The organism is Brevibacillus antibioticus (assembly GCF_005217615.1).
GTDB lineage: Bacteria > Bacillota > Bacilli > Brevibacillales > Brevibacillaceae > Brevibacillus > Brevibacillus antibioticus.
The window spans coordinates 1,520,255-1,539,733 of sequence record NZ_SZNK01000001.1 but is presented as its reverse complement, the minus strand read 5'-3'; the positions used below and the strand labels follow the sequence as shown (position 1 = coordinate 1,539,733).

The 19,479-nt window shown below is 46.1% G+C and carries 13 protein-coding genes and 2 tRNA genes; 1 reads left to right on the top strand and 14 read right to left on the bottom strand.

The genetic code is table 11. From position 1 onward, the window contains the following. Positions 1-13: 13 nt before the first annotated feature. The 4 genes from E8L90_RS07315 to edeP form a co-directional block, all read right to left on the bottom strand. The gene (locus tag E8L90_RS07315) at positions 14-1,177 is read right to left on the bottom strand and encodes a pyridoxal phosphate-dependent aminotransferase (protein ID WP_137028631.1); all 1,164 of its coding nucleotides are present in this window, start codon (positions 1,175-1,177) and stop codon (positions 14-16) included. A 15-nt stretch (positions 1,178-1,192) separates the two neighbouring features. Beyond that, on the bottom strand, positions 1,193-7,708 hold the full coding sequence (edeN, locus tag E8L90_RS07310) for an edeine non-ribosomal peptide synthetase EdeN (protein WP_137028630.1): 6,516 nt from the start codon (positions 7,706-7,708) through the stop codon (positions 1,193-1,195). Between the two features lie 24 nt (positions 7,709-7,732). Further along, entirely contained in the window at positions 7,733-8,980 is a 1,248-nt protein-coding gene (locus tag E8L90_RS07305) for a lysine 2,3-aminomutase (protein ID WP_137028629.1), read from the bottom strand. Positions 8,981-9,059: 79 nt separating this feature from the next. Beyond that, positions 9,060-13,565 (bottom strand): edeine non-ribosomal peptide synthetase EdeP, encoded by a 4,506-nt coding sequence (edeP, locus tag E8L90_RS07300; protein ID WP_137028628.1) that lies wholly within the window; start codon positions 13,563-13,565, stop codon positions 9,060-9,062. Between the two features lie 299 nt (positions 13,566-13,864). On the opposite strand from edeP, the gene edeQ reads away from it, so the two are divergent. Beyond that, entirely contained in the window at positions 13,865-14,302 is a 438-nt protein-coding gene (gene edeQ / locus E8L90_RS07295; protein ID WP_137028627.1) for an edeine self-resistance N-acetyltransferase EdeQ, read from the top strand. Positions 14,303-14,459: 157 nt separating this feature from the next. Here edeQ and E8L90_RS07290 read toward each other — a convergent pair. From E8L90_RS07290 to E8L90_RS07245, 10 genes are all read right to left on the bottom strand, one after another. After that, a tRNA-Leu gene (locus E8L90_RS07290) sits at positions 14,460-14,541 on the bottom strand. A gap of 45 nt (positions 14,542-14,586) precedes the next feature. Beyond that, positions 14,587-14,671, bottom strand: a tRNA-Tyr gene (locus E8L90_RS07285). 95 nt (positions 14,672-14,766) lie between these two features. Then, on the bottom strand, positions 14,767-15,078 hold the full coding sequence (locus tag E8L90_RS07280) for a hypothetical protein (RefSeq protein ID WP_137028626.1): 312 nt from the start codon (positions 15,076-15,078) through the stop codon (positions 14,767-14,769). Positions 15,079-15,144: 66 nt separating this feature from the next. Beyond that, on the bottom strand, positions 15,145-15,711 hold the full coding sequence (locus tag E8L90_RS07275) for a thioredoxin family protein (protein WP_137028625.1): 567 nt from the start codon (positions 15,709-15,711) through the stop codon (positions 15,145-15,147). Between the two features lie 27 nt (positions 15,712-15,738). Continuing rightward, a complete protein-coding gene (locus E8L90_RS07270) occupies positions 15,739-15,909 on the bottom strand; it encodes a YycC family protein (RefSeq protein WP_015891498.1) in 171 nt (56 codons plus the stop codon). A gap of 99 nt (positions 15,910-16,008) precedes the next feature. Then, positions 16,009-16,443, bottom strand: a complete 435-nt coding sequence (locus E8L90_RS07265; protein WP_137028624.1) for a hypothetical protein — start codon at positions 16,441-16,443, stop codon at positions 16,009-16,011. Positions 16,444-16,647: 204 nt separating this feature from the next. Next, entirely contained in the window at positions 16,648-17,283 is a 636-nt protein-coding gene (locus tag E8L90_RS07260) for an outer membrane protein assembly factor BamE (protein ID WP_137028623.1), read from the bottom strand. 454 nt (positions 17,284-17,737) lie between these two features. Continuing rightward, positions 17,738-17,932, bottom strand: coding sequence for a hypothetical protein (locus E8L90_RS07255; RefSeq protein WP_137028622.1), 195 nt, complete (start codon positions 17,930-17,932; stop codon positions 17,738-17,740). Positions 17,933-18,103: 171 nt separating this feature from the next. Beyond that, positions 18,104-18,637, bottom strand: a complete 534-nt coding sequence (locus E8L90_RS07250) for a TlpA family protein disulfide reductase (protein WP_137028621.1) — start codon at positions 18,635-18,637, stop codon at positions 18,104-18,106. Between the two features lie 23 nt (positions 18,638-18,660). Continuing rightward, complete coding sequence (locus E8L90_RS07245; protein WP_016743533.1) at positions 18,661-19,371, bottom strand: cytochrome c biogenesis CcdA family protein; 711 nt, start codon at positions 19,369-19,371, stop codon at positions 18,661-18,663. Positions 19,372-19,479 lie beyond the last annotated feature (108 nt).

The following is a 19,479-nucleotide window of genomic DNA, read 5'->3' as shown; positions in this document are numbered from 1 at the left end:
ACTCTTCCCCTTTTTAGGTGGTGGTGAAAAATTCCCGCAAACGGTTAATTCCCTCGTTATACTTGGCGGCAGAGTATGAGAGGCGCAGCGTATTCGGGATACCAAAGTCAGAGCCCGGTACAGTCGCCACATGTGTAGCCTCGAAAATTTGTGTAGCCAACTCAAGCGAGGTGCTGATGCCTTTTCTCTTCATAAACGCTTCGCAATCAAGCGTGAAGTAGAAGCTTCCTCTCGCTGGCAGAGCACGGACATCCTCTACATTTTGGAAAGCATCGATCGTGTAGTCCCGACGACCTTTGTACAGTTGGACCAAATGATCAACCTCATGCTGGTAATCAAGCGCAGCCATTGCTCCGAACTGTACGACCGGGTCAGCTGTGAGCAGTGTATGGTGCTGAATGACCGTCAGTGGTTGCACCAGCTCATCTGGTACGATCGCATATCCGACACGTCTGCTATACATCCGGTACGCTTTGGAAAATGCATCGGTTGTGATGAACGTAGACTTGGTATTTTTCAGCTGCATCACGGATTCGCACTCGTCATCGAAGTAGGTATTCGCATAAATTTCGTCATTGATAATAGCCGCACGACCGTCTACGATGCCGTCGATCGTATACAATTCGTCTTTTGTAAGAATATTTCCCAACGGGTTTCCTGGCGTGTTGATCACAACCACTTTCGTCTTGTCTGTAAAATTCTCTTTAAACGACTCCACATCAAGTCTCAATGTATCCATATCAATTTTGTAGTAACGAACTTTGGCACCGACTAAGAGCGCGCAGAAATGGTAAAGCGAGTAGTACGGAAGTGGCAACAACACTTCATCGCCCTCTTTAAGCAAGAGGTAGAACAAGTTACGGAAGAGTGTGCTGGTACCAACACTGATCACGAAATTCTCCGGTTTGATGGACACATCGTATTTTGTTTTATAGTGGGTTGCGAGCTTATCTTTCAGCTCCGGCAATCCACCTGGATATACGAGCGAATATTTTTCAAAGCTGTTCAATGACTGTTGCATGGAATTGATAATTTCGGGATGCAGCGGCATTTCTGACTTCCCAAGAGTCATGCGGATCGCTTCTCCACCGTTTCTCTCAAGCTCATTTGCCATCTGGTCCAGTACAAACATCAAAAAGCGTTCGTCGTGAAAATTAATAGAGGATCTGATTTCCATATTTCTCTACCCCTTTTACTTTATTTTGGATTTGTCTGCTAGCATTTTTAGGATTTTCACATAGCGATCAGAAAGCGATTCAACATAGGCCGTCTGAAGCATAGAGGGATCATAGGTAAAAACGACATGGATACCTTCCGAAGTTTCTGCTACCTGAAGAACTAACGGACTTCCGGCCATTTCTGGCTCAACTGAACGTTTGACTTCACGTTTCCAAGCAGCTGACTGAGCCTTGAACGGAATCGTCTGGTTGACAAAAAGTGTCGGCCATTCCATGTGCGTCGTCGCTTGCCAGTGCTCTGACGGATACAACGAGAGCATTTCCATCCGAGCACGTACTTGCTTCGTTTGATCCACTAATTGTGAAAATGAACTGATCGTCTGCATATCGATAGTGAGCGGTATGATGTTGTCAAAGTTACCTAGCGTTTGTTCCAGCACACCTTGCGTCCGATTCGTCGTCACTACCCCAAGCGTCAAACTCGGCAATTGAGTGACCTGTCGAAGTAACAGCAGATAGGAGGCAAGCAAGATATCTCCCAATTCCTGATTGGAATGAGTAGCTATATGCAGCAAGTCGCCGTGACCTGTCGGGTCGATATACTGCTCGACTTGTCGCGTCGCTACCCCTCCCGCACCAAAAGGTTGAGCAGAATGTGGATTTGCTGCTGTCAACCACTCGTGACGCTGGGCCTCGAGATGTCCGTAATAAAGCATTTTTTTCTGCCAAACAGCGAATGCTTCGTAGCTAGGCTGTTCTTCCACAGCAGGCTCATGCCCTTCTGCAATCGCCTGATACAGAGCCTCCCATTCCTCCAGGAGGAGTCCAAGACCTCGCCAATCACTAAAGGAGCTGTGTAGACTTCCAATCAATCGATAGCGATCAGCAGCTAGCTTTATCAGTTCAAATCGAACCAAACTTCCTGCTTTGTCCTTAAACGGTCTCTTCTGTTCGGCAGTCAATTGATCCCGCAACCATACCGTTGCCTCTGCCTCGCTTTTCTCCTGTAAATCACATAACGCAAACGGAATCGGTTCGGAAAAGCCTTGGGGCGACAGCAGAGGAAAACGTCGCACGAGAGCTTGCCATGCTTGCTGCATATACGACAGTTCGATTCCGCTCCGAAGCTCGATGTCAAAACATCTGACAGCCACAATCCCCTCTTCTTGTTCCTGCTTCAGCAAACGTTCCTGAACGAAGGAATAGATGGGCGTTGTTTCCGAATGAAACTCGCCTAGAATCGGCTTAGGTCTTTGGGCGGCTGATTTCCCGTCGGTTAATAGTAGGTAAGGGGCATCTGTCAGTTGCAGATTACGTCCTGCCCGGTCTGTAAAAGAAACGGGGATGCCGCACGCTATCAAGGTGTCGATCCGTTCGGTCAGGTTCGCTACCCGATCCTCGATCTGGTAAACGCCAGAACCACTTTTCATGAGCTCTCGTTGTTCTTGCGATTGCTCCATTCGGGGCTCGACTAATTGGATACTGCTCTCACTTGCTTTGCCTAGTGTGATGATACTGGCTTGCGATTGCCGATCCAGATATTTCTCGTGAATACGGTAGCCCAGAAACGTAAAGAACGACAGTGCCTTTTCAGCATCTGATGTGAGCAACCGGACAGCAGATCGCTGATCGCTGCTTTGCCATTCGTCATGCGTCATGTTCTCGCTCTCTACAAGTTCAATCAAGCCAACCGATTCCAGAAAGAGAAAGGCAACAAGTCTATGATTAAAAAGCACCGCTGGCTTCGGAGCGCTGACCAAATCGTATTTAAAGCCAGAATCAACTAACATCTTCAAGAAATGATTAATATTGGAAATAGAATAGCATAGATGGTACGGACCCGTCCCCTTCTCTTCCAACAAACGAACGCAAGGTGACGTTTCATCGACAGGCGCGATGAGCTCGATAGGTACACATCCCGGTTTCATGCACATCGAGAGATACACGTTTTGTTCTGGATCATGCAAGGAATCGCTCGCATCAAATCCAAGAGCGCCATACCTGATTTGAGCCGGACCCAGTTCTGGAACGGCAACTCCGACATGATGAAGGCGGTTCATCACGCCCTCTTTTTCCGTTTGGTGATACACGATGTCAACATCATCCAATCGCTGTTTCGGATGCTTCAGAAGTGCTGTGAGGACACGCAAATAGTTGTCAGCGAAACCTTCCATTGTCTCCGATTTAAACAACTGGGTATCGTATTCAAGCACGCATCTGAATTGATCAGCGAGTGGTGTAATATCCAGCTTAAAGTCAAGCTTCGACGTCTTCGATTCATGCGGAACCTCTTCAAATTGCACGTCGTCCAGGGTAAACCTGACTTCTTGCTCGCGCTGGTTATGGAAGATCAGCATCGTATCAAACAATGGGTTTTGCGTTTGCTGGATGCCTGCTGCGCTACGAGCAACGATCTCTTCAAACGGATACTCCTGATGTTCGTAGGCCAGTAGCAGACTGCGCTGAACCTCTTGTACAAAATCCGTATACACAAGATCGGCACGAGGACGATTGCGTATCGGAAGGAAGTTGATAAAGACGCCGACGATTCGCTCCAAATCAGGATGGTTTCGTCCAGCTACCAGTGAACCGACAACGAAATCTTCCTGAGACGTGTATTTCATCAGCAATACGTAATAAGCCGACATCAAAACAGCATGGACAGTCACTTCGTTCTGCTTGGCAAATGCATGCAAATCACCGTACGTAGAATCAGTAAGATAGAACGTATGGTGATCCCCCTGAAATGTTTTAACAGAAGGGCGCGGGTAATCCAGCGGAAAAGACATGAGCGGGACTCGGTCGCTGAAAGTATCCACCCAGTATTTTTCCTGCTGATTCCACTGCTCGCTACCTCGCTTTTGCCACTGCCAATCGGCGTAGTCCTTGTACTGAATTGGCAGTACAGGCAGCTCTTCACCCACATACGATCTAGCGAAGTCTTCCATTAACACATTCAGTGAAATGCCATCCAAAATAATATGATGAGAGTTGAACAGCAGATAATGCTGAGTGGCTGTGACCTCGACTAGGCAAACTTGAAGGAGAGGTGCTTTCGTCAAATCAAAAGATTGCCGGAAGTCTTCCATCAGTTCGTCCAATGTCCGGCCGTCGCTATGCATGGTTTGGATCTCAAATGGCACATGGTCGCTAATGTATTGATACACTTCTCCATCCTGTACCGCAAACGAAGTACGGAATGCTTCATGCCTTTGGATGATTTCCTTAAACACACTTCTTACTCGACTTACATCCAAATGACCATTCACCGCGATTACACCCGACATGTTGTAGCTGGTGCTTTCGCCTTCTATCCCATGCATCACGAAAATTCGTTTCTGTGAAGAAGAAGCCCTGTATTTCTCGGCTTGACTCACCCGATTAATCGGCGCGTAGGATATCGGCTGTCTACCCCTGATGCGGTCCGCTAATTGTCGAATGGTCGGGTTCTGGAATACATCCCTGATCGTGATGTCTGTTTTACTCTCTTTTTGCATTCTGGTCACGAGTTGAGCCGCTTTCAGCGAGTGGCCTCCTAGCGAGAAAAAATGATCGTGCACACTTATTTTTTCGACCGCCAAAAGCTCCCGCCATATTTGTGCCAATTGCTGCTCAAGTTCATCTGCCGGGGCCTCTTCCTTTCCCGAACGATACTGCGTATAATCCAAACGTTGCAAGGCCGTCTTGTCTACTTTTCCACTCTGCGTCCGAGGTAAGGCATCAAGATGGACGAAAAAGGCAGGTAGCATGTAGTCAGGCAGATAAGTCAATACCGCTTCTCGCAGAACATGTTCCTCAATCGGATGCATCGCAACCAAGCATGCTACCAGATAAGGATCGCGCTTTGACTCCTGAATGGCCACTACCGCTGCTTCCCGGACACCAGGCTGACGGCGCAAGACAGCTTCAATTTCCTCCAATTCAACGCGGTTGCCGCGAATCTTGATCTGGAAATCCTTGCGACCAAAATATTGCAGATGTCCTTCATCCGTCCAGCAAGCCAAGTCTCCCGTACGATAAAGCCTGCCATACGGGGTCAGGATATAGGACGCTCTGGTTTTTTCCTCGTCAGCGATGTATCCTTCCGTTACTCCCATCCCGCCTACGTACATCTCTCCTATTACCCCTTTGGGCAATAGATGAAAATCTTGGTCCAGAAGAAAGACACGAACGTTGTAACTCGGATGTCCAATCGGAAGCGGGTTTTCAAAAGGCCCTTGTCGCGGTACACAATACCCAGATGCCGAGATACTATTTTCCGTTGGACCATACAAGTTGTACATCTGCGCTTGAGGTAGCAAGGCCGCATGTCGCTCCACTAACGAAGAAGACAACATCTCTCCTGTACACAACACTTTTTGAATCGAATCCAGTGAGCCATCAGCCGCGTGGTCAAGCAAAGCGTGATACATCGTAGGGACAACGAGTATCGCGTTTGCTTGTTGGCTCTCGATGGCAGCCGCAAGCTTTTGCGGGGATTTGTTTTCATGTCGCTGCAACAAGCAAAGGGTACCACCGCTGATGAGTGTGCAGAAAATCTCGACAACCGATGCGTCAAAAGTCAATGTGGCGATCTGCAATGTTCTCGTCTGCACTCCGAACCCAACAAATTCAATGTGCCACCAAAGAGCGTTGATTAATTGATCATGCTTTACACGCACACCTTTTGGCGTACCTGTTGAACCAGAAGTAAAGATGGCATATGCGGTACTCGAAGGCGTCGCTTTTCGCTGTGGTATTTGCGTTAATTCCTGTGCCCAGCAAGCTGGTTCATCCAGACGAAACACCCTTGTTTGCAAGTCAGCAACGAGTTCCAGATAGCTGCCCTCTGTCACGATAAGACTAGGCTGAATCTGGCTTACGATCTGTTCAATTCGCGCTTTTGGCAAGTCTGGATCAAGTGGGACATAGTAACACCCAGCTTTGAGGATAGCTAGCAGTGCTGTAATCATTTCAGGGGAACGATCACACATGATAACTATCGGTCTACCTGCATCTGTCACCTCCTTTTGCAGAGCGTAAGACAGGCGATTCGCTTGCTCTTGTAGCTCCTTGTAAGTCACTGTCTGCTTTCCTTGTACAAGCGCAACTGCATCCGGTGTTTTTTCTGCCGCTTGATCAATCAACTCGTGCACGCAGTAGTTACTTGGAACTGGCACGACCTTCATCTGTTCCTCGATCATCTCGTGCCGCTCATGATCACTGAGCAAGGTAAGATCACGAATCTCTTGAGCCGGATCAGCCGCAATCTGCTCGAGAAGGCTCAGATAGTGAAGCGCCAAGCGTTCGATATCTTTCGCTTGAAACTTCCATGCCTGGTAGTTGACATGGACTGTCCATTCATCACCTGGTGTTACTTCCAGCACCATTGGATAATCGGTTGTTTCATGTGAAGTGATATTTTCTAGCTCAAAGTCAAGTTCCAATCCGGCCAGCGTCTTGTCGATCGGATAGTTTTGGAAAACGAACAAGCTGTGCGCCAAAGGGGTTTGTGCGTCCATCTCTGAGCAGTTTTTCAACTCAACTGCTGGCACGTACAAATGCGGGGCCATCTGGTGCTGTTCTTCCATCATGACACCCAGCAGATCTTTGACTGTTGTCGTTTCAGTCCGTTTGACCCGGAGCGGATACGTCTTGATGAAGAGGCCGACGATTTCCTCTGCTCCGGTGAGATGAGCAGGACGTCCGGCGTACGCCACTTCAAAAAGAGCATCCCGTGTATCGCCGTATTTTTGCAGCAAAATACCCCATACGGCCTGCAACACAGTGCTGATTGTCACACGGTTACGCTTGGATGTTTCCTCCAATGTCTCTGTAAGCGTTCGACTGAGCCGGAGATGATAAGAAGAATACCCCCGCTCTTCGTTACGATCCCGCATATAGGGAAGCGGTGTAGGCGAGCTAATTCCTTGTAAGGAATCTTTCCAATACGATAACGATTGTTCTTTCGATGCTTCTTTGAGAAAGCGTAGATACTCCTTGTATTTCGCCTTCTGTTTGATCGCCGGAGTCAGCCCCGAGCACAATTGTCCATATGCTGTAAATATCTCTCTTAGGAGAATGCCGGAACTCCATCCGTCCATGAGAATGTGATGAAATGACCATATGACTTCATACCGATACAACTCCATCCTTATTACTTGAATGCGAATGGTATTGCCCAACTCAAGCGTGAAAGGTGTTTGCTTATCCTGTGACAACAAGGCAGACAGTTTTCTTTCCCGCGCTCCAGATGGTAACTCGCTCCAATCGAAATAAGGAATCTCCAATGTCTTTTGCTTGAGAATCAGCTGGACAGGGGCTTGAAGCCCCTCCCAGCGAAAAACCGTACGAAGCATTTCATTGGCCTCAAACGCCATCGAAACAGCCTGCGTAAATAACTCCAGCTGAAACTTGCCACGAAGGGTTAGCCGATGCTGTTCGAAATACAGATTGGAATCCTTTTGGAGTCGGTAGTAAAACAGCATGCCCTCCTGCGTTGGACTTAACGGCAAAATGTCAGCTATATTGTTTTTGTCGATCTTGTTCATCACAATTTTTCTCTCCTGACTCCCTTACCGAACAGCTTCACTCGACAGGTTTTCCACAATCTCCCCATCTGCATTCACGTACGGCAAGCCATTGTGTTCGAAAACATGGTCGAGGCAGTACATCTCTCCCTGTTTGTAGTCTAAAATCATCAGGTCTTCTGAACGGGTTGGGATTAATTCCTTCAACCGCTCTGGAAGATAGTCTGGTCCGACCGCTTGATGCCATTTCAAAACAATTTTTTCAGGGCGCTCGGCTGTCGGATAAAAGCCACAAATCTCTAATTTTCCAAAGTCGTGCGAAGTAAGCAGTACCCCTTTTTTCTCCAAACCACCCAGATTGCGTTTGGACTCGGCCACATTCCGGAACGCCTCGTCCAGCGGAATGGCATACTGCTCGACTCCCCTGACTGGCATAAACACTGTCAAATAATACGAAATGATTCGATTGTCCAGAAACTTACGCTGCAAGTCGATCAAAGTCTCGACAGAATCGTTAACGCCACGAATAATGGCAGGCTGTCCGCGAATCTGTACACCGACGGATAGCAGTGCTTGCGTTGCTTGAATCGAAACATCACTTATTTCCCCAGGATGATTGAACTGGGAAATCACACTTACCTGCTTGCCGGGCGTCTGTCTTACTTGGTCAAAGAACGCCAGTAGCTCTCCATCTAGAAAACGAGCAGGATCGTAGGCCAAAGCCTTGGTTGCAAAGCGAACGAGTCGAATACTCTTCACACTCAATAGAGCGCTAATCAGCTTGATTAAGTCAGAGGTTTTACGGAAGGAAGCAGGGTCTCCACCGGTAAAGAGGACATTATCGATGAACGGATGGGCTTCCAAATACTGCACGGCCCTTTCTGCTTTTTCCATAATATTGGTGTATCCAATATCCTCGTGGCGGATTTCGTTCACTTTATAGCAGAACTGGCAGTTGGCAATACAAAAGTCGTCGATGTGAAGCAACAATGTCTTTTTGTACTTATGTTGCAGGAAAGCTGTTTCATCCTGACGGTACGACTTGTTTCCATACGGATCAAAACGGCCTTTATAGGGTTTCACTCCCGGTGGCGGAAGCACGATATTGATCATCTGGGTACGATAAGGCTCTGATTGACTCGCAATCAACTCGGCATAATAGCGAGTCACCTTGAATGGCATATAAGACTGCTCCAGCAATGCACCGCGTTCTTCCTTTTCAGCTTCTGTAAAGCCGACAATTGTTGCGAACTCCTCAAATCCTTTTTTCCCCATTAGCACCTTGGTACTCAATGTAATCCCTCCCGTCATTCATTAAACACTCGTCATATCTGCTTTCTCGTAACACTCGCTCAAGTATGTCATTCGCTTGTTAACCAAACAGCAAATCTAGCTCTTTTTGCGTCAATTCCACATCTTCAAAATCCGATGGAGTAAATTCAGGGATCTCCTGGCGGCAGCAATGATCAATGAGCTGCTCTAATTCATGGATAAACAACGCAAGTAACTTCTCCATGGTCTCCTCGCTATACTTACGCAAGCTGTACGTAACAGAAACCTGAAGTTCTCCTTGACGAATGAGAGCAGCCACGTCAAGCAGTGCTGTCAGATGATTACCCACTCCGGCATCAACCGCCAAGTTTCCTCCCATGAGAACCAGATCATCGCTCAGTTGATTATCAACGGTTCCCAGATAATTGAAACGAACTTGGGACTTTTCCTCTGCCGCGAGCAGATGGGGGAAAAGCCAACCAAACCCAAGCCCTCCCATCGGAATCTGGCGCAATTTCTCCTTTACTGCTTTTAGGTGATCAGTCCGATTGGATGGATTCGTTTCGAACAAAACAGGATACATGCTGGTAAACCATCCTACTGTTCTGGTTACGTTCATCGTATGAATAGAAGACTCACGGCCATGCGACTCCATTACCAGCATGAGACGCTCCCTATCAAACACATCACACAATGTTCGGGTAAGTGCTGCAACCAATAGGTCTTGCGGACCCGTGTTGAACATTCGGTTGGCCGTTGTCAACAGTCGCGACGTCATCTCGGCTGAAAGTGTGCGTGTAGATGTCGTGCTGTATTCTACTAAGTCTTCGCCAAAATCGTAGTCAGTAGGAAGTTTGTCTTCCGGGATGGAAAACATGTCCCAATATGCTCTTTCTTTGTTTGCCTGATCCGACTGGTAAAAGGAGGAGACTTCCTTTACCCACGCTTGCATCGAATGTGTTTTATCTGGCAAAACAATCGGCTCATTCCGTTGAAGACTGGCCAAGGCGCTCATCAAATCTTCCAGGAGAATCCTCCAGGAGACACCGTCCACAACAAGATGATGGGCCGTCAGAAACAATCGCTGCGGTCGATCGGGACCTAATTCAAAGAGACAACCGGTAAGCAGCAATGATTCTTCTAGCTTGAAGCTAACAGCGCAAGCTTTCATCGCCTCAAGCATTCTACTCTCCTGTTCTTCTTGCGGTAAGGATGCAAGGTCGACGCAAGTCACGGACACTCGATTGTGAAGGTGACGCTCATTGTAAAAGAGTCTCCCCTCTTTGGCAGAGTAATTGAGTCGAAGACAATCGTGATGATTAACCAGTGCAGACAGACTCTCTTCAAACTCCTCCAGCGTTACTTTTTTCTTGCTTTCAAGGAGCAACGACTGGTTCCAATGATCAGCATTGCCGAACTGTTGTGACAAAAACCAAGAAACGATGGGAGATGACGGCAACTCGCCAGTACACGGCTCTTGTGAGATCTGTTCCACTCCCCAGCTCCAGTCACTTCCCGCTTTTAGTTCTGCAATCGTGTCATATATCAAGATGTCTCTTACTGGAATCTTGATTCCCCGCTGATGCAATCGATAGGAAACCTGAATCGCCTTGATCGAATCCCCCCCAAGTTGGGAAAACGGGTCATGTAGCCCAAACGGTGAATGACCAAGCACGTCTTCATACACTTCAACCAATAGCTTGTCAAACTCGTCACGAGGCCTAGTTTCATCCTCCGCACCTTTTCGCTCCATGACAGGTTCGGGAAGCTGTTTTCGATCTACCTTGCCATTTGAAGTCAACGGAAACTGTTCAAGCTGCAGGATTTGCGAAGGGATCATGTAGGCGGGCAATCGACTTGCCAGTTCTTCGCGGAGCTCTTTTTCCCGGAAAGATGTTTCCGTGATCACATATGCACAAAGGTACTTCCGCCCCCACGTATCCATGCGATCGATCACTACTGCCTCACGCACAGAAGAATGACCAAGGAGCTGCTGTTCAATTTCACCCAATTCAATGCGGTAACCATGAATCTTCACCTGATAGTCAGCACGCCCCAGATACTCCATGACTCCATTTGGCCGATAGCGAACCAGATCGCCCGTCTTGTACATCACTTTACCTGGCTGAAACGGATCGGGTAGGAAACGCTCTCGCGTCAATTCGTCGCGGTTAAGGTACCCTCGTGCCATACTATCTCCCGAGATGAATAGCTCTCCTGTCGTTCCAATCGGGATTGGTTTCCCATATGAATCCAAAATGTAGAGCTGCACGTTACTGATCGGATGTCCAATCGGTACAGAACCTTCGACATCGGACTTAGGATCGTATGGATAGATCATGCACCCGACTACTGTCTCAGTAGGACCATACTCATTGAGAATTTCGATTTGTCCGTTCCATTTCGCATGAATGGCCTCAGCCAGACTCACCTTCAAGTCCTCGCCGCCCACAATCACTCTCTTCACCGTAGTAGAAGGAAGCGCCATTTCTTGCAGCAAAAACAGATGGGCAGGTGTCAGCTTTACAACATGGGAGCGTCCATCGCTAAAGATTCGCGATAACACAAACTCTGAATCGGAGTGCGGATAGATAACCATCCGGTTTCCCTTCACCAACGGGCAGAAAATGGACGTAACCGTCAAATCAAATGCCAGTGATGAATAGAAAGCAAACGCTTCTTCCGGGCAGGAGAGATAGCGGTCTTTCGCCCACGAAATATAGTTGACTAACCCCCGATGAGTAACCATGACTCCCTTCGGATTTCCAGTAGAGCCTGAGGTATAAATGACATAGGCCAAATCATCTGGCTGATTAACCGATTCCAGGATTTCGCCACCATTGCGATACAGGGACAAATCACCAAGCTCCAGGATTACTTTGGACCACGAAATATCCTCTCTTCGCGAAGTGTGACGAAGCAACATGTCCGCTCCAGAATCAGACAGCAGATATTCAATGCGTTGAGAAGGGAGTTGAGGATCAATCGGAAGGTAAGCCCCGCCAGCTTTTAGCACTGCCATCAGCCCGATGATCATCTCTGGTGAATGATCTGCCAGCAACGCCACAATTACGCCAGGGCCAACTCCTCGGTTTCGTAACGACTGAGCGAGTCGATTCACTTGATCATGCAGTTCCTGAAATGTCAGCGTGCGCCCCTCTGACTCCAATGCAACTCCCTGTGGCAAGCGTTTTACTTGCTCTTCAAACAACTGGACAACCGTCTTCTCGCTGGGATAGGAAGCCGCTGTATCGTTCCACGTATTGAGTTGTAATGTCAACTCTTCGTCAGTTAGAAAGTCCAGATTGGAGAGCGGAATATCTGAATTCGAGATCATCTGATTAAGTAGCCTTACAAGATGATCCGCTATTCGGTCTATATCCTCTTCCGTGTACTCGGCTATCTTATAGTCCAATTCCAGCGTCAATCGTTCATCTGTTGCCCATTCTCTGATAATCACTTGGAGCGAATACAACTGGTGACCGTTGTAAAACTCCTCATTGGTCACGGGGTACCCGCCAAGAGTGAATGGCAGCTGCGTGCTGTAATAATTTACACAAATCTGAAACAGGCTGTCATAGCCATGTTTCTTCAGCTCCAACTCTTGAGCCAGCAAATCGTACGGATATTTCTGATGAAAAAAACAGGAAGTGAGTTCCCTGTTGACATATTTAACATAATCGAAAGCAGCCATTTCCATCGGCACTGCCAGACGAAAAGGCATCGTGCTGGTGAACATCCCGAATATTTTGCGCTCCACTTTGCCTGAACGGTTTAACAGCGGTGTACCGATCACGATTTCTTCTTGCCTCGCACAACGCTGAAGGTAAAGACTGACGACAGCCACAAACAAGGAATTTAGCGAGCATTTCATCTGGTCTGCAAACTGACGTATTCTTGTCGAATCTTCACGGTCGAATGCATAGACTTTGCGCTTTCCTTCGGTAGTATCTGTTGCCTTTTGTAATGTCGTGATCACAGGCAAGCTCTGAAACTTGTCCCGCCAGTATCGCTTGTCCTTTTCAAATCTCTCAGACTGAGAGTAGGTATGCTCCCTTTCGACAAAAGCTTGATAAGGGGGTTCATCTCCTACATGAACGGTACCGCCTGTCAACAACGTGTCATAATAGTGAGCAATTTGTTCTGTCATGATTGAAATGGACCAACCATCAGCAATCAAATGGTGTAGCTTTACAAAATACCCTGCTTCTTCGTCACTCAGTTGAATCAGACAAAAGTAGAACAGAGGATCTTGTCCGATCGAAAACGGCTTTGCAAACAAGGCTTGCAGGAATTGTCTGCACCGATCAGGGGCATTTGGTTCCTGTCTGAAATCAAACACCTGCAATGGCTGCGGTTCGTACTCTCCAACAAACTGAAGGACTGTCTCTTCCTCCTGATAGTTGAGTCGCAAAGCATCGTTCTTTTGAATGAACAGGTGAATGGCCGCTTCCAGTACATCCAGTTTTACCTTTCCCTGAATCCGCACCATCCCCCCTAACGTATGGACAGGAAGCTGTGGATGCATTTTTTCCGTATACCAGATACGCTTTTGTGGATGACTTAAAGGATAACCGACCTTCCATTGCTTCTTATCCTGGCGCAAAGCATATCCCCCTTTCTGAATTGTGCAGATGTAATCACAATCCAGTCATGGTAAAAAATCAAATCGGTTACAGATACTTCCATTTCCAACTATATAGATGACTCTTCTGTAGTGTCAAATGAATTTTCCATAAATTGTTATTTCTGAAAATTGGGTTAATTCTTCTCTTTCCCCTTTCTGTAGCGCTGCATAAAACAGAAAAAAATTTGTTCACTCTATTGATTTTGACTCTCTTTTCACGTAGGATAAAATGTAATATATTGGCAAAAACAGTTCCCCGGAAGGATGTATGTGATTAGATGTCTGTGACACTTCGTGAAGTAACTTTGGAAAACTGGGAAGAGTGTATTGAACTGGAACCTACTCCCGAACAGAGCGAGTTTGTTGCTCCGAACCTCTACTCCATCGCTGAAGCAAAGTTTCAAACTACATTTGTTCCTTTGGCTATCTACCATGATGACACGATGGTTGGCTTTGTCATGTATGGGCTTGACCCCGACGATGGCAACTACTGGATTTACAGACTCTTAATTGATGCGAAGTACCAACGACTAGGCTACGGACGTACTGCAATTTCGCAAGTCATTGATATCCTGAAAGCAAAGGAAGATTGTCAAAAAATTGTCATTGGTTATGCCCCGGCCAATGTCGCAGCTGAAAATCTTTACGCTTCACTCGGATTTCAAAAAAATGGCATGGTTCTGTTCGGGGAGACGATTGCAGAATTGAACTTTTAAGCAAATTTTCGTTACCCTAAAATGAAACAGCGGCGACCTAAGACCTGAAAATCAAGTCTTAGACTCGCCGCTGTTTAAAATTGTTTCCCGTATATTAAAAAAGCACACCATCCATGTGTCTGTAAACATCATGGTTAGTGTGCATTCGTTTTTGATATGGTGCCGGTGAAGGGACTTGAACCCCCACGGTTTCCCTCACGATTTTGAGTCGCGCGCGTCTGCCATTCCGCCACACCGGCAAGTGAAACTATGAATAAATTAGCACATCATCCAAAGAAAATCAATGGTGGGGAGAGACGGATTCGAACCGCCGAACCCGGAGGGAGCAGATTTACAGTCTGCCGTGTTTAGCCACTTCACTATCTCCCCACAATATGTGCTGTCTATCTTCTACGTCTACTCTCTTCAACCAGAAGCGACATTTATTAATTTATCATGAACTTTGTTTGACGTCAATATTTTTTTTAGATTAACTCTTTCTTCGCCAAGATCTCCTGTGCCCACTCGTGAAAAACGCGCAGTGCTTCGTCTACCTCTTGAAAGGTTGCTTCTCCTTCACAGGAGTATTCCGGGAAGTCTAGTATGCGGTTTTTGCGAATCTTCACTTGCCCTTCTTCACATTTTATCTCTAAGAAGTAGGGAACGGCTTCATCTATCCCATAACTGTTTTCTAAAAACTCGTAGGTACGTACCCACTCCAGAATTCGAATTTCCGATGCTTTTAAGCGAAGCACCTGCTCCAAGGACATAATCGTTTCATTCCCGTAGTAATACATGTTAATCAGCCCTTCTGCATGTAAATGGACGGAGCCGGAACTCCGCCCTGTTATTGATGTGAGAGATTAGATTGAGGATAGCAGCTCTCTCAGCTCTTTGACAATCACTTGCTGGTAGCCAGTGCCTTCTCCATACTGCTTGAGCATTTCGGCGCGCGCCACTTTGATCTTGTCCTCATAATCTGAGGCGTTTCGGTCCGGGTTTTGTTGCTTGAATGCCGTCATGATAGCTTGTACATGCTTTGGTCTCGGTCCCCATCTGGCGAGAACATGTCCACCCGTGTCTGCGAAAATAACAACTGGAATCGCTCGACCGCCCATTGTGAGAAACTCATCCATGAGATCGAGGTGTTCTTCCATCACCATCATTTCTACTGGCATATCTGTTTCTTTCAGGGCATGCAACACGACTGGCAAGTTGCGAACGACGTCACCACACCAGTCCGCAGCTAAAATCAAGCATCTAAGGTCATCACGATGCTGGAGAGAGGTAAAAAATGCACGGTCTTGTTCATCCGACCATGAGAATGCATCCGACCAGTTTTGGTATGTATCCTGATTTTTTGTCATGTTTTCCACAAACGCCTGTGGCTTGAGCCCCGTACGGAATTTATGTGCTACATTTGCCCCCATCTCTTCTCCTCCTTTTGTATCGCTCGCCTATTCTTGGTTTTTATTCGCTGCTTCGTTTGCTTCCTTTTCTTGATTAGCCAGCTCCATCATTTTTTGCAACAAGATATGTTGCGGCATGTGCATAAGACGCTCCAAGGGTACCTGAAGTGCTTCCGCCAGCTTGACTGCCGTCTCCGGTGATATTTGTAATGGACGCATGTCAATTTTGCTCCTTTCCCTTGTTTTCATCAGTCCCTTCAGTATAATACACAGCCGGTAAACCTACCAGCATGCAAGCCATAAGTAGGTATCCACATTCTAATAATCCCTTACTTTCTTAGGTAGTTGACTAAATATAAGTTCAACTAATTCTCCAAGTGGTGCCCACTCCTCATCAGGTTCACACCACCACCTGATTTCAATTTTATTGAATCCTCTATTTACTTTTAGTATGTAAGAATGTCCATCTAGTCCCATACTATATCTTTGAGGAATAATACTAATCTTTGACCCACAAAGTATCTCTTCAATTTTTTCTGCTATACTTTGCTCAACTGGGACTTCTAACACTTCATATGGCTCCATGAATGAAAACGTAGCATACCTAATCGAATATTTTAATTGATCTTCAGATTCCTTTGTATGCCCAAGATGTAAATATATTTCATTAAAACTTGATGGTGAAAATAACAGTTCAAGCATTATAGAAAAATTCGGCTTAGACAATGCTTTGTATTGCTCAGACAAAATCATAGAATTTTGCATCCTCTCATAGGTTTGAATCTATCGAATAATGAAATAGTTATAGCGTTTGTTCGCTCAAGAATTGGTGCGTCACCATGGAATACAGGGCATTTCATGAGTGGCAGTAAAAGTGATACTTATCCAGGTCGGCGACTTAACGCTGTTCTTAACGATGCTGACTGGTCATTTTGAGAGGGAATCCCACTCTCCTTTTTATGGTTGCTCTTCTTCATTGCTTATATTAATACTCGTTACCTTGTCTCCTTTTAATAACACTCTTAACGATGGATAAAAGACATTACCAGATGAACTTGAACCTGAAATCACCACATATTGTGTATCTGTATCCTTCCGTTTTTCATAGGCATAAGCACTTTGAAAACTTTGCATCACATCTTTTAGACTGCTTCCAATACCAAAACCACGATCTGTTTTGACGTCAGATGGCTCGTTAACAACTATGCTTACAACCCCGCCTTTTGGATTGTCTGGTGAGGGATTGTTCCCTCCTTTATAATAGAATGCAACGTATATATTTTGCTTTTCGTAGTGCCACAATGGAAAAGGCGTAGAGTTTAACATTCCTTTACTTGTTGGCTCCCCAAGTAGTTTGCGTACGGCTTCTGCTGAATCTCCAATATGAATACCCCCTAATGAAATATTCTCCTTAGTTAGTTCTCCTGAGCCGATTTCACTATCTTCATTTACAATCTTCATTTTTTTTAGGAGGTCTTCTTCAATTGGAACACTCCCATTTGAAACAGGCTGCACTTCAACATTTGAGCTGGTAGCAGGCGCACATCCAGCAAGTATTGAAAGTACGACTATACTCAAAAGTGCTTTTTTCATTATAATCCCTCCTTGATTAAATTCCTTTTCGCGTATCTTATCGTTCAAAATCGATCTGCATGCCCAAGATTTCTAGCATGCTTCTTGATGACTGGAATAAATTGATTTATGATTGTCATCACCGCTTCACTAGAATAAGACGATTTAGTACTCAAAACGTTCCTCTATATTGATTGAAATAATCGAGCCTAGATTGTTATACATTGTTATTTTTTCTTTCTATAAATCTGCTTAATTTCTTACATTGAAATGATACTCTTTCATGTCTCGTTAGGAAATGTTGGCTCTCCTGAACCACTTTTGTCACATTTCCCCACCCCTAACTCCTCATAAAAAATGAAAAAAGAGCCACCCGTAGGCAGCTCCAAATTGGAGGCAGGCTGTGGATCCCTTCTCACCGCACGAAGGGACTCTCTCTCGTGAACACACGATTCCGCACACGGAAAAGGACGAACTATTGCTTTTGCTTAGTGAGGATGCATGGTACACCAAAGCCGATCGCGCCAGGCTGGGACATTTGTTGCAGATATGCCATCCCTCGTGCGCATTGCTGCTTGCATACTTGACATGTATGGGACGTTACGATTTTCAGCTGTACTTGATTGGCGTGCTGTGGCGTATTCTTCTTTACCTTTTTGCCCTTGGCCATCCGTTTTCCTCCCTTTGCCCTGGATCACTCCAGTCTATGAAAGAGAACACCCCCGCTCTTTAGGCAAGCATACAAAATCAAGATATTCACCTGCAAAATGGGCTTTGTCATATGTGTCACAAATAGAAAAAGCCGCCGGAGGATGCTCTCCCAGCGACTAATCTGCGTTCATTATGGCTTTGGACTTAACAACTGGCGCAGTTCCAGCTCCAGTGTAGGCGCATCAACCATGCCAATTATCTTCTTTCGTATGATCCCATCCGCGTCAATCAAGTAAGTAGTTGGGAAAGCCATCACCTTGTAACGATTCGACACCGTTCCAGCTACATCCATCGGTATCGGAAATGTCAACTTGTAGTTGGTGACGAAGGCCACGGCTGTTTCCGGGCTGTCATTACTTGTGACGTTCACACCATACAGATCAACCTGTCCGCCGTATTTTTCATAGACTTTTTGTAAATCAGGCGCTTCCAGCTTGCATGGTCCACACCAGGAAGCCCAAAAATTCAAGACCAATGGTTTCGCCCTTTTTCCTTCTACTTTATACGTCTGCTGGTCCAATCCTGTCAGTGTAAAATGAGGAGCCGCAAAGCCAACTTCCGGTTTTTGAACCTCTGCTACGATTGCGGTTGTTTCTTGAGGTTTTTCCCAAACAGCAAGTCCTACCCCCAATAATACGATCACCGCGAGCAACAGCTTTTTCATTGTGTCACCTCTGCCCTACTGAGTTAGAATCCCGTAAAGCCTCCGTACATTTGAATGAGAACGCGTGTAATATCCGTCAGTTTATCTGTATACAGAAGAATACCGAACAAAATCATAATGGCTCCTCCGATTTTCATAAACAGGTCGGAATACTTCACAATCGCTTTCACCTTACTGATAAAGAACGTCATGACAAAAAATGGAATGGCGAAACCGAGCGTATACGCCAAGGTGTAAGCCAATGCGCTTGAAGGATTGGATACACCCATGACGATAATGCCAGAAAGAATGGGTCCCACACAAGGTGTCCATCCTGCTGCATACGTCATTCCCACCAGTATGGACCCAGTATACCCCAATGGCCTCGATTTTAAATCGACTTTAAAAGAGCGCATCATCCAATCCATTTTAAACACGCCAAGCATAACGAAACCAATAACAGCAAGCAAAATACCGCCCAGTTGACGAATCAAGTCCTGCTGGTCGGTGAACAAGCTTCCGATCCAAGATGTAGACAGCCCCAGCGCAACGAAAATGATCGAAAACCCGACAATGAAGAAAAAGGTATGCAAGAAGGCTTCCTTGCGAAAAACCGCTCTCCCTTTCTTTACTTCATCAATCGTTACCCCAGTTATGTAAGACAAAAAGGACGGATAAAGCGGCAGGCAACAAGGAGAAATAAACGAGAGAAAACCTGCTGCAAAAGCCACAAACACAGTAATATCGCCAGTCATATGTACCTCCGGTGGGTATTTTATCCACTATCCTCTCATTGTATCGAATCTTTTCCCCCTTCAAAAGTAGGAATGACACTTTGTCTTAAATCCGTGACATTTTAGTTT